Raw genomic sequence first — 14,676 nt, 5'->3', positions numbered from 1 at the left:
GCGCTCTAAGCTATTATATTTTCAAGCATAATCTTATCGATCCTCGTTTCACTCCGGTCGGACTATGCTTTAAACAGCCGCCAACTTGGCCGCGAAGCCGAAAAGCAGCGTTGCAAAACCCCAGCGCTGGACTGACTGTATGGCAGGATAACGCTTGAACAGGCTTCCGAGCGACGAGCCAGTAAAGGCGTAGATCGTATCGAACGACAATCCCACCGTGGTCATGATCGCCCCCAGAAGTGCAAACTGGAGCGCAATACTGCCATTTTCGGGATGAACGAACTGCGGCAGCAGAACCGAACAGAAAAGCAGCGCTTTCGGGTTGAGGAGATTGGTGAGAAGACCTTTCCGAGCCGACGCCATATAGGATCGTCGCTCACGCACACCGCCGACTGTATCCACTGTCGGCAACGCATGGCGCAGAATGCCTATGGCAAGCCAGACCAGATAGCAGGCGCCGATAATCCGGACCAACTGAAACGCTACAGGAAAGGCATGAAGGAGCGCAGCGAGACCAAGTGCGGCAAGTGCCACATGACAGGCACGCGCAATTGCAAGCCCTGCTGCCGCTGCAAGCGCATGCGCCCTGCCCTCAGCCGCGCCGGTCTGGAGTAGCAGAAGCATATCCGGCCCCGGAATAAGAAATGCAGCAGCCAATGCGCCCGCATATAACCACATCTCACCCATCGATATCGTCCACCAGAGCATTTCCAGCAAATTGCGAAGCGTCTATGCAAGGAAATCAGTTCACTGGACTGATTTCATTTCCCGCTTCGATGCGTAGGATAATGCGAAAAAGAAAGTACCAGCCTGACCGCTATGCGAAGCAGTGGCGTATCGAAACTATGCGGAGACGCATGCGCATGTCCTTGCGATTTGTGGCCCAATGTTTCTGATTTGTGGTATATTCTACCAATATACTAACTCTGATTGTCGAATCATGCCAAAATTGAAACTGGACGCTATAGACCGCAAGATACTGACCGCACTTCAGGAAGATGCGCGGCTCTCCAATGTACAACTGGCAGAGAAAGTCGGCCTGTCGCCCTCTCCATGCCTGCGGCGCGTCAAGATGCTCGAAAAGGCAGGTGCTATTCAAGGTTATCATGCAGCACTCGACCGCAATGCGGTCGGGCTTGGATTGACTGTTTTCGTCGGCATCCGGGTGGAGCGCCATCACGAGGAAACTGCGACTGCGTTTCGCACCTCCGTGCAAAATCTGCCGGAGGTCTTTTCATGCCATCTCGTGTCGGGAGAATCCGATTTTCTGTTACAGGTGGTGGTTGCTGATCTCGCTGCCTATGAACGCTTTCTATCCGGCACGCTGTTGCGGCTTCCCGGCGTGATCGACATTCGGAGCAACTTCGCCATTCAAACGGTCAAATCACAAGGAGAGCTGCCGCTTGCCCATCTGGCAGACCTCAAGGACTGACCGCACTTCGTACCGCCGGAGGGCCATCATGCCGGATATTGTCAATGCGGTTCTCGTCGGCCCCAAGGGCATTCTTCTTGGGCACCGCAGCCCGGATCGTCGCGCGTATCCAAATCGGTGGAGTTTACCGGGCGGTCATGTTGAAGCGGGCGAGAGCTTTGAAAGCGCGCTCCAACGGGAAATCGACGAGGAACTCGGGTTAACGATCCGGTTGTTCTCATTCCTTGCCATCATAGAGGTCGCAAATCCGGTCGCGTCATTCCACCTCTTTACGGTCACCGCCTGGGGCGGCCACCCCACCATTCGCGACCGGGAACACACGGAACTGCGATGGTTCACGCCAGCGGAAGCTTGTGCACTGGATGATCTTGCTTTGGAGGAATATCGACCATTGTTTGACAAACTGGGCGGCATGGCAGCCAGCCTCTGATCAGACTGCACTGAAATCAATTTCTCGACCCAAGCCAACAAAAAACGCCGCCCTTTTGAGGCGGCGTTTCCCTGAAACTATATGAGTCGGGATTAGTTCAGGTTCGACTTGACCTGCGACAGAGCATCCTTGAACAGGTTGCCTGCGACCTTCGTGTCTACCTTGTCGGCAACGATCTTGCCGGCTGCGGCGACTGCGAGGTCAACTGCCGAAGCACGAACTGCGTTGATGGCATCGACTTCAGCCGTTGCGATCTTCTGTTCGGCCAGCTTGTTACGGCGTGCAACATATTCTTCCGTCGCGCGCTTGGCGTCTTCGAGAAGCGCCTTGGCTTCACGCTCGGCGGAAGCAACGATGTCGCCAGCTTCCTTTTCGGCTTCCTTGCGCTTGCGATGATATTCGGCCAGCAGCTGCTGGGCTTCTTCGCGAAGCGTGCGAGCTTCTTCCAGTTCGTTCTTGATGCGATCAGCGCGCTCGTCGAGCGAACGACCAACCATGCCCGGAACCTTCAGGTAAGCCAGGATTGCCAGGAAGATAATGAGGCCAATCAGTGCCCAGAATGTAGCGTCCATTGTCCTCTCCTCAGGCGTTCGAAGCCTTGACGGCTGCTGTTACCGAAGCCTTGTCGGCCTTGGTGCCCAGAAGCTGTTCGACGATCTCTGCCGTGGTTTCCTCGGCAATGTTGCCGACGTCGCTCATGGCCTTGGTCTTGATCGCGGCGATACGTTCTTCGGCTTCCTTGAGCTTGCCTTCAAGTGCAGCTTCAGCCGCAGCACGCTCTGCGTCGGCTTCGCCCTTGCCCTTTTCACGAGCGGCTTCGGCAATCGAAGCAGCCTTGGTGCGGGCCTGGGTCAGTTCCTGCTCATAGGCAGCAATAGCGTTGTCGGCATCCTGCTTGAGGCGGGCTGCCTGCTCGAGATCCTGAGCGATACGGTCGCGACGGGTTTCGATCACGCCGCCGATGCGCGGCAGAACCACGCGCGACATGAACAGATAGAAAAGCCCGAAGGTGATCGCGAGCCAGAGGATCTGCGATGCATAGTGGGTGGAATCAAACGGCGGGAATACGCCGCTGCCGTGTCCGGCATCGTGAGCGACCCCGGTTTCGGTGTGCACAGCATCAGCTGCGCCGTGCTCGCCAGCAGCAGGTGCCGGTTGCGATTCGGTGGCGGTTTGGGCAAACGCCGTGGACACGAACATCCAGATTTCCCCTTTAATCCAGCACGATCTGATCCAGATGGAGAAGGATCATGCCTTACTCAGACGACATATGCAAAGGCCAGCCGCGTCTGCATCTTTCGACGGAATATGACCAGAAAGGCCATGTTCCCAAAGCTGCTTCGCGGCCAGCCCGTTTCTTGCGACCGTTGATTAGACGGCGAAGAGGAGCAGAAGCGCGATGAGCAGCGAGAAGATGCCCAGAGCTTCCGTAACGGCGAAACCGAACACCAGACGGCCGAACTGGCTGTCAGCAGCGGACGGGTTGCGCAGAGCGCCGGAGAGGTATTGGCCAAAGATATTGCCGAGGCCGAGAGCCGTACCGGCCATACCGAAACAGGCGAGACCGGCGCCGATGTACTTTGCTGCTTCCGCTTCCATGTTAAGCTCCTTCTGGATTGAATATAAGCGCGGATTTCAGTTCTGGCGGTCGCCCGCCGGCTTGAACTCAGTGTCCCGGATGTACTGCGTCGTTGATGTACATGCAGGTGAGAACGGTAAACACGTAGGCCTGCAGGAAGGCTACGAGGAATTCCAGTGCGGTGATCGCGACCGTCATGATCAGTGGCAGCACAGCGCCACCGATGCCGATGGGCCCAAGTGCAGCCAGCGAAACGACGAAGCCCGCAAAAACCTTGAGCGTGATGTGACCGGCGAGCATGTTCGCAAAAAGACGAACAGAGAGGCTGATCGGACGCGAAAGGAACGAGATGATTTCAATGGCGACAACCAGCGGCACGATGATGCCCGGAACGCCGCTCGGCACAAACAGCTTGAGGAAGCCGAAGCCGTGCTTGAAGAAACCGTAGACGATAACCGTACCGATAACCAGAATGGCAAGGGCAAAGGTCACGATGATCTGGCTCGTAACCGTATAGAAATACGGGAAAAGACCGAGGAAGTTTGCGACCAGAACGAACATGAACAGCGAGAAGACGAAGGGGAAGAACTTCATGCCCTTCGACCCTGCTGAATCCCGCAGGCTGGTGGCCACGAATTCGTAAGCCATTTCCGACACCGACTGAAGACGGGTCGGGATCAGGCCGCGGCCCGAAGACGTCAGATAAAGGAAGCCCGAAGCGACCACGACGGTTGCGACCATGAAGGCCGAAACATTCGTGAACGACAGGTCCACACCGCCTACATCGATGGGAATCCACCGGGAAACCTGGAACTGATGGATCGGATCGTTCGCCACCTTAACCTCGTCTGTCTTCCCTGCCCGAAGGCAATTTTGGCCTGCCCGAAGGCGATTTGGTCTGCCCGCAGGCGGCTTGGCCTACCCGAAGGCATTTTAGTCTCGGGCCAGAAGGCCCACCTGTTCACTTACACTTGAACGAACTTTACCGTGAAGCTCGTCAAGTCCTATTTCTTGTCGTTCTTTTCCGCGCTAGATTTGATGTTGCCCTGTTCGGCAACATATCCAGCGGAACGAAGCACGTTGAGGACGCCCGCACCAAAGCCCAGAAGGAGAAATACGATCAATCCCCAGGGCGATGTGCCGGCGACACGATCAATGAACCAGCCAATCAGCGCACCCACCACAACCCCTGCGATAAACTCGCTGGAAATCTTCATGGCCTGCGCGACCGAGCTTGCAGTCGCCGATCGCTCCTCCTCGGAAGCCGGTTGCTTGAGCACACCCTTCTTGGCCAGTTCGGCCTCCAGGCGGTTCAAACGCTGATCCAGCTCCCCGGAACCGGGTTCGTTCTTCGCATTCTTGATGGTACCGGATGGCTTTCCGGGTTCAGTCCCGCGCGCCATTGGCAGCTCCTTTTCTCAAGAAATACGAGGATTTCAATCCCATTTCCAAGTTGGGCGCAACATATTGACACGCCGTCCGCTAGTCAAGGCGGTGCAGGCATTGGTCCAGAAGGTTTTTTATCCAACAAACTCAAGCACTTAGGTATTGGTGCGACTCATTTTCCGACCAAAGGATCAGATTGGCCACATTATTGGCTAAAAAAACGGAATCGATTTTGGACGGTCGCACCCTGTTCGGGTGGGGCTGAAAGGCGGCCTTATGCGCCTGTTCGGCCTTTTAGTCCGCTAACAAAAACGTGAGTTGAAACCGGTCGATCCCGCCAGTGCTCGAGAGCGGAGCGATCAGCTCCATCCGCCGCCATAGGTCCGATAGAAAATGTGGAGGCCGATCTTGGCGACCTTCTTCATGGTCGGAGCCCAGAACGGGCGAACATAGGTCGCGTGGTAATGCGTGGCGGAGCCGACTTCCGGTAGCCATATCTGACCAGCAGAGACAGTCTTTGCAACCTGCTGTGCCATGCGCCATTGCGGCATTTCGGTCACGCGGTGCTTCTGGCCGTCGCAGGCAAACGAAAACTGGCAGGCATTGAGCCAGTCGCGATTCTGGTAAACCACGCCGCAGATCGAGCCCGGATAGGCCGGGTTGCGCACGCGGTTGAGAACGACCTGCGCGACGGCAACCTGCCCCTTCACCGTTTCGCCGCGGGCTTCATAATAGACAGCTTCGGCAAGGCACTTCTGTTCGCTCTTGCTGAAAGCGGAAGGCGGCAGTGGCGTAGCCGCCCATTCGTGGTCCTTCTCGCCTATAGGCGGCACGAAGCGGCCTTCATCCGGCTGTGGCTTCAAAATGCTTTCGAAAGGCGATGTCTTGCCATAGTCCGGCGTCGCAGGCGCATAACCAAGGGCCAGCACGTCCGGCTGGTCATTGGTAATGAGCTTGGCAAGCTGGGTCGGCATTTCGGAGCGCGGCTTTGGCGGCTTGACAGCATGGAACGCCATGGTGATGGCTACTTCCTTGCCTTCCAGCTTGCTGGAAAAGGCCATTTTCGCGTCCGTCTTTTCAGGCGGACGCGTAATCATGCTGATCTTTTCGAACATGCTGCCGGCAGTGAAGGCCTTGGCGGGCGCCTTGGGCTTCACCGAGACAAGACGCCCCGTCTTGTCGGAACGATTGATGCGGTTTTCATCCGGGTTCGGATCATCCGGGCCGAGCTTGGCCGTCTTTTTGCCTCCGGACAGCGCAACACGACCGATGCCCGGCACTTCAATACCGTTTGTCGCGATGCTGCCCGTTACAGTCGTTGCGTCCACAAAGGGCATTTCGGCCTGATGCACGGAGCCGACCGGCGCCTTGGCGACGAAGGCAGTCCAGCGATGCGATCCCAGATCCGCCGACGGCACCAGGCTCGCCATGTCCTGAAAGGCAATCGCATTGGAATTGAAGAGATAGGTCATGGCTGCCAGAACCAGCGGCACCAGGCGATGCGGCTTATGAACTGTCTGGCGTGGCTTTGCCCTTACCGCGTAATAGCGTCCCTCTTCCGGGCAATAGCCCGTGACGGGGTAATGCCACACCGGCTCGGCAACGGCCTTCCTTCGACCAAACAGCGCTCGTAAAGATACAAGACGCACCGCACACTCCACTCACACTGACTAAACTGATGCGGCGATAACGGAGTATTAACCTTGCCCGATGGGTGGAGGACACGCTTGCGGCTCTGGCTAATACAGTCATTATCAGCAGCGCATTAACCATGAACGAATATGGTTAATGCGGGGTTTAAGCAGTTTCAGCTTTGCGAAAACCGGATTGCTGTAGCGAGGAGGTGCATCATGGATAAGGTTACGGGTGGATGCCTGTGCGGCAATGTCCGCTTTGAAGCGTCAGGGCGGCCATATCGGGTCGGCATCTGCCATTGCCTTGACTGCCGCAAGCATCACGGCGCCCTGTTTCACGCTTCGGCGATATTTCCGGAAGCTGCGGTTACGGTCGAGGGAGAGACCCGTGACTATGCGGGACGATTTTTCTGCCCCCGCTGCGGGTCGCCGGTTTTCGGACGCAGCGCAGATGAAGTCGAAGTCAATCTCGGGTCACTCGACGCAATCAACCAGTTCAAGCCGACCTATGAACTCTGGACCATCCGTCGCGAATCCTGGCTGCCGCCATTCCCGGACACGAAGGGCTACGAACGCGACCGGGATGGGTCGAGCCGTTTTGAGGATTAAATGTCATCTTTTCTTTGATGACTGCCGTTCTATTTGCGATGAAACCAGTATCGTCAAAGTTTCGGGGAGGGAATCTATGGAGTGGCTTGAAAATCGGAATTATCGCGCTGGCTTTTTTCGGAGGGGAATGATGAACACACGCTTTTCACCTGCCTGTGCCGCACTTCTGCTTGCTGCTGCGATGACACTTCCGGCAGGGAGCGTCTTTGCCAAATCAGCCTGCGATGGCGTGACGACCACGCTCACCAGGCAGCAGAAAGCAGACTACAGGTCTCTCATCGCACAAAGCCTCGGCAAGAAAGTCAAACCGGCTTCCGTCAGTATTGAGAGCTTCATGCAATATGGCAACTGGTCCGTCGTCTATGCGGATGTTCCGGTGGCTGATCCCGGCTATTTCTTTTTCAACCTTTCCGGCAAGTCGCCCAAACTGAAGGACGTCTGGGGTGGGATGGCTGAAAGAAGCGAGATACCCGATCTGGTCAAATGGGCTGAAAAGCTCGGCGCCAACAAGGAAATTGCTGCCTGTTTTGCCGATACGGCAACCGCTTCTTAAGTTGTGGCCATGACTTCACAGACCATGTTCGACTTGTGAAAGCCCCAATCATCTGTGAAAAGCAGGTCGATACTGACCTGTTCAAAGCGAGCACCATGTTCAAGAAAATCCTCTTCGCCATAGTGCTCATCGCTATTGCATTATTCGGCTATACGAAGGTCATGGCCAGGATAAGCCTGGCCGAGCCTCCGCGTGCTGCACCGTCCGAACAACAGGCCGATGCGATCCGGGTTGAAAAGGCCAACCGCCAGATGACCCTGTTGCGCGACGGCAAGACAATCGGCACTTATCAAATATCGCTCGGGAGCAATGGAGACGGTGGTCACAAGCAGCGTGAAGGTGACGAAAAGACACCTGAAGGCCGCTATATTATCGACTGGCGCAACCCGCGCTCAATGGCGCATCTGAGCCTGCATATTTCCTATCCGAACGAAAACGACAAACAGGCGGCCGCCGCAGCCGGTCATGCACCGGGCGGCAATATCATGATACATGGCCTGCCGAATGGCTGGGGCTGGCTGGCGTCCGTACACCGGCTTTGGGACTGGACCGATGGCTGTATTGCTGTCACCGACGCAGAAATGCGCGACATATGGGCAAGGGTACCGAACGGAACGCCGATTGAGATTCTGCCCTGACGGCCTGTAGCCTATCGCTAACCTTCCGGGCAGCCTCTAGAGCATTTCCTGTTTTGATTGGATCATTGGAAATGCTCTATCTCTTTGTTTTTACGCATGTCTTATCCCGAAACCGGTTCCTACTTTCGGGAGACATACTCTAGCTCTTCACAGACCAGCGTTCGATATCTGCGCTTTGCCCGATCAATGCGAGACCGTTGGCGATGGAGTCAAACTGGTTCGAGCTCGTTACCTCGGCGTCGGGGAAGCGGTTTTCAAATACCGTGCGGATGACCGGTACGAAAGATGTGCCGCCAGTGAGGAAAACACGGTCGATAGACGACGTTTCCAGCTCCGCTTTATCCACCGCCTGCTGCACCGACTGTTCAATCTGGCGCACATCGTCTGCGATCCAGTTTTCGAAATCGTTGCGTGTGATGTCGGAACGGATTTCGAAGTCGTCGGCCTTGAAATGCAGTTCCGACATGCGCTGCGAGGAGAGACGCACCTTCAGGTCCGAAACGGCGCGGTAGATTTCATAGCCGTAATCGTTCTCGATCAGGTTGATGAAATGTTCGAGCGGCTTCGGATCGACCGCTTGCCGGGCCAACTCGTCCAGATCGCGAATGGTCGCCGGAGAGTTCATCAGGAACAGCGTGTTCCAGCGCGCAAAATTTGCATAATAATGGTTCGGTATGGTCAGCCTTTTGCCGAAGGACTGGTACTCCGTACCCTTTCCAAGCAGCGGCGAAACGGCATTGTCGATGATGCGATAGTCGAACGTATCGCCCGCAATGCCAAGACCCGTCTGGCTGAGCGGGGTGAAGCTGAGGCCATTCTTGCCCACTTCGAAGCGCACGATGGAAAAGTCGCTCGTACCGCCGCCGAAGTCGGCCACCAGAACGGTGGATGCAGCTTTCAGTTCCTGTGCATAGAAATAAGCGGCAGCAACCGGCTCATAAACGTAGTGAAGATCGGTGAAGCCGAACGCCCGGAACGCCTTTTCATAGCGCTGCATGGCCAGCGCTTCATCCGGTGAAGCGCCCGCAAAGATCACCGGCCTGCCGATGACCACGCGATTGCCCTTTGGCGGCAAGCGGTCCCCCAGCCGCGCGGCGACCGTTTCGAGGAAGGTCGTCAGAATATCCTCGAACTTGAAGCGCTTGCCGAAAACCGGCGTATCGGTGAAAGATTTCGATGCCGCGAATGTCTTGAACGATTGCAGCATGCGTGTGGAATGCGGCGCATTGACGAATGCGTCCATCGCCCAAGGTCCGCTTTCAACAGTGCGCTCGCCGGTTTCGCGATCCTGCCAGAAGCAAAGGATCGAGCGATAGCCGGTAATCTCAGCGCCATCCTTCGGAACGCTCAGGACGACCGTGGTTCCGTCGGGTGCTGCCACAGACAGAACGGTGTTCGTCGTGCCGAAGTCGATGCCCAATGTCACGCCGTCAAAACGGCTCTGGTCAGCCTTCGTCATCACTACACCTTTTTTGGAGAAAACCGGGGAGCGGGCGAATTAGCAGCCGCGGAAGCCAAGCTCAACCTGAAAGTGCCGATTTAAACATTTGCTGCGATCACGATCTCGATTGCCCTGTCCAGATGAGAAGAATTTCCGGTCGCGCAAATGTTAATGCGTGTTTTTAAAGTTTACATGACCTCTTTCTTCTGCCTGCTAGGTTTCTGCGCCGCAACTGGAGTGGTTCGTCTTTCATTCACATCCCCGGAACTGCTCCACTTATTTGTTTTCACTGCCTTCACGTAACGCCAGATATTTTCTGTCTGGCTTCGCTATGCTCTAGGTTATCCAACAAATGAAAGCGATACTCATGGCGTTTCTCTCACGTACGGTTCTTGCCACTGTCCTGCTTTCGGCCAGTGCGCTTCCCCAAGCTGCAAATGCTCAGGAGACGGCCAATCAGCCGATAGCAAGCGGTTATCACAGCAGCGGTCAGGCCACCGCAGAAGTGAGCGGTGTCGTGGCAGATGGCGACAAGCTGACCGTCAAGGTCCGCTTCATCAATGCCAAGGAAGGCGGAAGCGTTTCAACGACACTTTACACCGCGCTGTCTGACAAGGACTACGAGAATGATTATTATCTTCTCGCAGGCGACAAGAAATATCTTCTGCTGAAAGACTCCGAGGGCAAGCCGCTTGCTCCGGCGTCTGTTTCCTTGTTCGGCACGGGTCATGTGGTCGGTGTCTGGCACGGCGTCTTTCCTGCTCCACCGAAGGGCCAGAAGGTGACGCTCTATATCAAGGGGGTTGAGCCGCTCGGACCGTTCGCAGTTCCCGCCGAATAGGGGGCGGCCATGACCAATCAGATCAAAGGCTGCATCGCTTTAGGGCTTGCCGTGCTCTGCCTGCCGTCCATTGCGGCAGCGCAGACTACAAGCACCGACAACAGCGCTTATATTCGCGACCTCGTGCCCGAAATCCGTGATCTGGTTTCGGCATCGGGCAGCACCGATGGCAAGGCGCGTGGCCTGTCCGGTGCGGCACAGGAAATTGTCGAGAAGAGCGGCAATATCACCATGCGCGAAACCGATGACAGCATCGTCCTTTCCGTGACGAGCGATATTCTGTTCGATTTCGATAGCGCCAAACTGACTGGCAAAGCCAAGGCAACGCTGACCGATATTGCCAGAATATTGGAAAGCATGCCGGATTCCGCCGTCCGCGTGGTGGGCCATACGGATTCCAAGGGGTCCGACAGCTATAACGACAAGCTGTCGAAAAACCGCGCCGATGCGGTCATCAAGTTTCTCGTCGGCAATGGTGTCCCATCTGCACGGTTGAAGCCGGAAGGACGTGGCGAAAGCGAACCTGTCGCGCCCAACGAGATCAAGGGCAAGGACAATCCCGATGGTCGGGCGCAGAACCGGCGTGTCGAATTTGTGCTGCCTAAGGCGTGATGCCGTCTCATCCCTTCAAACAAAAAAGCCCGGAGCGATCCGGGCTTTTTCTCTCTATGGCGTTTATTTCTTTTTCTTCGCGCGGCCTGCGAACGGATTATCCGAAGTGCGCAATGACAGCCTTATCGGCACACCCGGCATATCGAAAGTTTCACGCAGGCCGTTGATGAGATAGCGCACATAGGATTGCGGCATCGCATCGGGGCGCGAGCAGGATACGACAAAGCCCGGCGGCCGGGTCTTCACCTGCGTCATATACTTGACCTTGAGGCGGCGTCCCGAAACTGCCGGCGGCGGCTGATGCGCGATGACGCCTGCCAGCCAGCGGTTGAGACGCCCGGTCGAAACGCGGCGGTTCCAGATTTCGTGGGTCTTGACGACATTCTCCATGAGCTTGTCGATACCCTGTCCGCGCTCGCCGGAAATCGGCACGGCGCGAAGCCCGCGCACCTGCGGCAGCAGGCGAGCCGTCTTCTCGTAAAGATCGGCCAGAACCATCTGGCGGTCCTCGATCAGATCCCATTTGTTGAACGCGATGATCGGCGCACGGCCTTCACGGATGATGAGATCGGCAATCTGCAGATCCTGTTTTTCAAACGGGATCGTCGCATCGAGAACGATGATAACGACTTCCGCAAAACGGATCGCACGCAGGCCGTCAGCAACCGAAAGCTTTTCGAGCTTTTCCTGCACGCGCGACTTGCGGCGCAGACCGGCGGTATCGAACAGCTTGATCTTGCGGCCACGCCATTCCCAATCCACCGAGATCGAGTCACGGGTAATGCCTGCTTCCGGTCCCGTCAGCAGGCGGTCTTCACCGAGCATCGTATTGATGAGCGTCGACTTGCCAGCATTGGGTCGGCCGACAATGGCGATCCGCAGCGGCTTGGTCGCATCATAGGCCGGGATTTCTTCTTCGTCCGGGTCTTCGATGTCGTCGCCGATCAGTTCACCGACAGCCTTTGGCGTGAAGACCTCATCGGCAACTTCCTCTTCCTTCTCGTCGGCAAAGACACGCTCTTCGCCCAAGAGTTCGACAATCGCGTCGCGCAGGTCGGGCATGCCCTGACCGTGTTCGGCAGAGATCGGGCACGGTTCGCCAAGGCCAAGCTGGAAAGCGTCATACATGCCGGACTGCGCGCCGCGCGCTTCCGCCTTGTTAGCGACCAGCACGACCGGCTTGCCGGAACGGCGCACCACTTCCGCAAAGGTGCTGTCGGTCGGCGTCAGGCCATTCTTGGCATCGACCACGAAAAGGATCACGTCAGCTTCCTGAATGGCAGCCTCGGTCTGCGCGCGCATGCGCGCTTCCAGGCTGTCATTGGCAGCTTCTTCAAGACCTGCCGTGTCGATGACCTGAAACTTCAGATCGTAGAGCTTGGCATCGTGGATGCGCCGGTCGCGCGTGACGCCCGGCAGGTCATCGACCAGCGCCAGCTTGCGGCCGACGAGGCGATTGAACAGCGTGGACTTGCCGACATTGGGACGCCCGACGATGGCGACTGTGAAACCCATGGGAGAAGATAACTCCAGAAACCAGAGCGGTTCCGCTTTCAACCGAAACGTGGAACCGCTCTATTTATTTATCTTGACGCGCATCTTATCCGAAAACCGCTTCGCACTTTTCGGGATGCGCTTGTTTTATTAAGCGCCTTGCGCGTCAGGCACGTTGACGCCTGCGCTGCGCATCAGATCGAGCATCGTATTGGAACGCTGGCGGATATTGGCCGGAGCAAGACTGTCATTGGCAATCTGCTGGAACAGTTTGACCGCATCATCGAAACGCTCAGCCTTCCAGGCTGCCAGACCCAACGCTTCGCGCGCGCTTGAACGCATCGGGTTGCCATCTGCGGAAAGCGTTTCGACGCGCTTGGCGACGTCGTCATAGGAACCGTTGTCGACCAGCAGATAGCCGGCACGCAGGCGCGCGACATCGCGAAGCGGTGCAGGCACGGCGTTATCGGCAGCGACGTCATCGAAAGCCTTCACGGCACCGGCGGCATCGCCCTTGTCCGCGAGAACCGATGCGGCGCGCAGGCGTGCCAGCACCGGATAGGAGCCGTAGCCGGTCTTCTCCAGATCATCGAGCGCCGTCAGCGCTTCGTCGTTCTTGCCTTCCGAGGCGAGGTCCAATGCGGCGAGGAACTTGTCACCGGAAGCGGAAGCCTTGCTGTCGACCCAGTGCTGATAGCCGACCCAGCCAGCCGTTCCCAGAACGATGGCCACAGCACCGCCGATCAACAGCGGACCGAAATTCCGCCAGATCTGCTTTGCCCGTTCCGAACGGATTTCCTCGTTTACCTCGCGAATGAAACTGTCGTCTGCCATGGACCTGCCACTAAAGCCAAATTGATGTTCGTATTTGTTCGTTCTGGCGCTTTTAGTCGCATTTCGCGCCATATGTAAGACCCGTCTGCGAAATAAGCCTAAACACGTGTCACAAAGTGCATTTCGGTCCGACAATAGCCTTATTCAAGAACTAGTGGAACTGTTCCTCCCCCGCTTCGTTTCGTGAATCATGCGCTTTCTGTCCCCCCGCCCTGTTCTTATGTCCGCCCTGGTTCTGGCCACCTGCACTGCGCAGGCAGAACCAATGTCTGCAAAGCCGCAATATGTGCTGATTTCCTTCGATGGCGCACATGACAATGCGCTGTGGACCCGCTCGCGCGAGCTGGCGAAGAAAAACAACGCCCACTTCACCTATTTCCTCTCCTGCGTCTTCCTGATGACCAAACAGGACCGGCGGGACTACAAGCCGTCCCACAAGCGGGCGGGTTCGTCCAATGTCGGCTTTGCGCTCAGCCGCGACGAAGTTGTCGCCCGCCTTGGCAATATCTGGCAGGCGCATCTGGAAGGAAACGAGATCGCCAGCCATGGCTGCGGCCATTTTGACGGTACCGACTGGTCGACCGCCGACTGGGACAAGGAGATCAAGGAATTTCGCCGCATTACTGCTGACGCTTACAAGAATAACGGTATCGACGGCGAGCCTGAAGGCTGGCGCGACCTTGCGCTGAAGGGCATTGACGGTTTCCGCGCGCCCTATCTCGCCGCATCGAAGCCGGTGCAGGATGCGCTCAAGGCAAACGGGTTCCGCTATCAGGCGTCCTCCATCACGCGCGGCCCCGAAGAGCCGACCCTTGCCGGTCAGTTTGCTTCTTTCGGATTGCCTCTTGTTCCGGAAGGCCCGTCACAGCGCCCTATCGTGGCGATGGACTATAATCTTTATGTCCGTCATTCGAAGGGCAAGGAAGCGCCGCAGCAATCGGTGGCTTTCGAGGAACGAGCTTACAAGGCTTTCCGGGCGGCATTCGACAAGCAATATACCGGCGAGCGCATTCCGCTGCAGCTCGGTTTCCATTTCGTGCTGATGAATGACGGCGCCTATTGGCGCGCTATGGAACGGCTCGTAACGGAAGTCTGCACCAAGCCCGATGTCAAATGCACCACCTACAGCGATTATCTGGACAGTCTCGACAAAGATGCCGTCCATGCGGGCCAGAACAGATCTTAAACGCTCC

General features: G+C 56.8%; 18 protein-coding genes. 8 read left to right on the top strand and 10 right to left on the bottom strand.

Annotated features, from left to right (window positions below):
- Nucleotides 1–69: 69 nt before the first annotated feature.
- Entirely contained in the window at nt 70–687 is a 618-nt protein-coding gene (locus tag F9K94_RS13690; protein WP_151646245.1) for a LysE family translocator, read from the bottom strand.
- A gap of 253 nt (nt 688–940) precedes the next feature.
- On the opposite strand from F9K94_RS13690, the gene F9K94_RS13685 reads away from it, so the two are divergent.
- Nucleotides 941–1,432, top strand: coding sequence for an Lrp/AsnC family transcriptional regulator (locus F9K94_RS13685; protein WP_109986121.1), 492 nt, complete (start codon nt 941–943; stop codon nt 1,430–1,432).
- Nucleotides 1,433–1,460: 28 nt separating this feature from the next.
- Nucleotides 1,461–1,862: an NUDIX hydrolase gene (locus tag F9K94_RS13680; protein WP_151646243.1), complete on the top strand. Its 402-nt coding sequence runs from the start codon at nt 1,461–1,463 to the stop codon at nt 1,860–1,862.
- Between the two features lie 92 nt (nt 1,863–1,954).
- Here the strand turns inward: F9K94_RS13680 and F9K94_RS13675 are convergent, their stop codons facing one another.
- The 6 genes from F9K94_RS13675 to F9K94_RS13650 form a co-directional block, all read right to left on the bottom strand.
- Nucleotides 1,955–2,434: a F0F1 ATP synthase subunit B gene (locus tag F9K94_RS13675; protein ID WP_010658323.1), complete on the bottom strand. Its 480-nt coding sequence runs from the start codon at nt 2,432–2,434 to the stop codon at nt 1,955–1,957.
- 10 nt (nt 2,435–2,444) lie between these two features.
- Complete coding sequence (locus F9K94_RS13670) at nt 2,445–3,062, bottom strand: F0F1 ATP synthase subunit B (RefSeq protein ID WP_151554279.1); 618 nt, start codon at nt 3,060–3,062, stop codon at nt 2,445–2,447.
- A gap of 171 nt (nt 3,063–3,233) precedes the next feature.
- Nucleotides 3,234–3,461, bottom strand: a complete 228-nt coding sequence (locus F9K94_RS13665) for a F0F1 ATP synthase subunit C (RefSeq protein ID WP_002963544.1) — start codon at nt 3,459–3,461, stop codon at nt 3,234–3,236.
- 67 nt (nt 3,462–3,528) lie between these two features.
- Nucleotides 3,529–4,278: a F0F1 ATP synthase subunit A gene (locus tag F9K94_RS13660; protein ID WP_061345083.1), complete on the bottom strand. Its 750-nt coding sequence runs from the start codon at nt 4,276–4,278 to the stop codon at nt 3,529–3,531.
- 167 nt (nt 4,279–4,445) lie between these two features.
- A complete protein-coding gene (locus F9K94_RS13655) occupies nt 4,446–4,844 on the bottom strand; it encodes an AtpZ/AtpI family protein (RefSeq protein ID WP_061345082.1) in 399 nt (132 codons plus the stop codon).
- Between the two features lie 342 nt (nt 4,845–5,186).
- On the bottom strand, nt 5,187–6,476 hold the full coding sequence (locus F9K94_RS13650) for a cell wall hydrolase (protein ID WP_061345081.1): 1,290 nt from the start codon (nt 6,474–6,476) through the stop codon (nt 5,187–5,189).
- 201 nt (nt 6,477–6,677) lie between these two features.
- On the opposite strand from F9K94_RS13650, the gene F9K94_RS13645 reads away from it, so the two are divergent.
- From F9K94_RS13645 to F9K94_RS13635, 3 genes are all read left to right on the top strand, one after another.
- Entirely contained in the window at nt 6,678–7,070 is a 393-nt protein-coding gene (locus F9K94_RS13645) for a GFA family protein (protein ID WP_061345080.1), read from the top strand.
- Between the two features lie 127 nt (nt 7,071–7,197).
- A complete protein-coding gene (locus F9K94_RS13640; RefSeq protein ID WP_235920619.1) occupies nt 7,198–7,623 on the top strand; it encodes a hypothetical protein in 426 nt (141 codons plus the stop codon).
- 95 nt (nt 7,624–7,718) lie between these two features.
- Nucleotides 7,719–8,261 (top strand): L,D-transpeptidase family protein, encoded by a 543-nt coding sequence (locus tag F9K94_RS13635; RefSeq protein WP_151646239.1) that lies wholly within the window; start codon nt 7,719–7,721, stop codon nt 8,259–8,261.
- A 139-nt stretch (nt 8,262–8,400) separates the two neighbouring features.
- Here the strand turns inward: F9K94_RS13635 and F9K94_RS13630 are convergent, their stop codons facing one another.
- Nucleotides 8,401–9,720: an Hsp70 family protein gene (locus F9K94_RS13630; protein WP_061345078.1), complete on the bottom strand. Its 1,320-nt coding sequence runs from the start codon at nt 9,718–9,720 to the stop codon at nt 8,401–8,403.
- 334 nt (nt 9,721–10,054) lie between these two features.
- Between F9K94_RS13630 and F9K94_RS13625 the strand changes: the two genes are divergently transcribed.
- Both F9K94_RS13625 and F9K94_RS13620 read left to right on the top strand, forming a co-directional pair.
- On the top strand, nt 10,055–10,543 hold the full coding sequence (locus F9K94_RS13625; protein ID WP_151646237.1) for a hypothetical protein: 489 nt from the start codon (nt 10,055–10,057) through the stop codon (nt 10,541–10,543).
- A 9-nt stretch (nt 10,544–10,552) separates the two neighbouring features.
- On the top strand, nt 10,553–11,155 hold the full coding sequence (locus F9K94_RS13620; protein ID WP_151646235.1) for an OmpA family protein: 603 nt from the start codon (nt 10,553–10,555) through the stop codon (nt 11,153–11,155).
- Nucleotides 11,156–11,218: 63 nt separating this feature from the next.
- On the opposite strand, the gene der is transcribed toward F9K94_RS13620, so the two are convergent.
- Both der and F9K94_RS13610 read right to left on the bottom strand, forming a co-directional pair.
- Nucleotides 11,219–12,670 carry a ribosome biogenesis GTPase Der gene (der, locus tag F9K94_RS13615; protein WP_010658311.1) on the bottom strand — a complete coding sequence of 484 codons (1,452 nt, stop codon included), beginning with the start codon at nt 12,668–12,670 and terminating at the stop codon, nt 11,219–11,221.
- A gap of 129 nt (nt 12,671–12,799) precedes the next feature.
- Complete coding sequence (locus tag F9K94_RS13610; protein ID WP_151646233.1) at nt 12,800–13,483, bottom strand: tetratricopeptide repeat protein; 684 nt, start codon at nt 13,481–13,483, stop codon at nt 12,800–12,802.
- A 190-nt stretch (nt 13,484–13,673) separates the two neighbouring features.
- On the opposite strand from F9K94_RS13610, the gene F9K94_RS13605 reads away from it, so the two are divergent.
- Nucleotides 13,674–14,669 (top strand): polysaccharide deacetylase family protein, encoded by a 996-nt coding sequence (locus tag F9K94_RS13605; RefSeq protein ID WP_061345074.1) that lies wholly within the window; start codon nt 13,674–13,676, stop codon nt 14,667–14,669.
- The last annotated feature ends 7 nt before the right edge of the window (nt 14,670–14,676 follow it).

It is taken from the genome of Brucella tritici (assembly GCF_008932285.1).
GTDB lineage: Bacteria > Pseudomonadota > Alphaproteobacteria > Rhizobiales > Rhizobiaceae > Brucella > Brucella tritici.
This window is presented reverse-complemented; position numbering and strand designations above follow the sequence as displayed.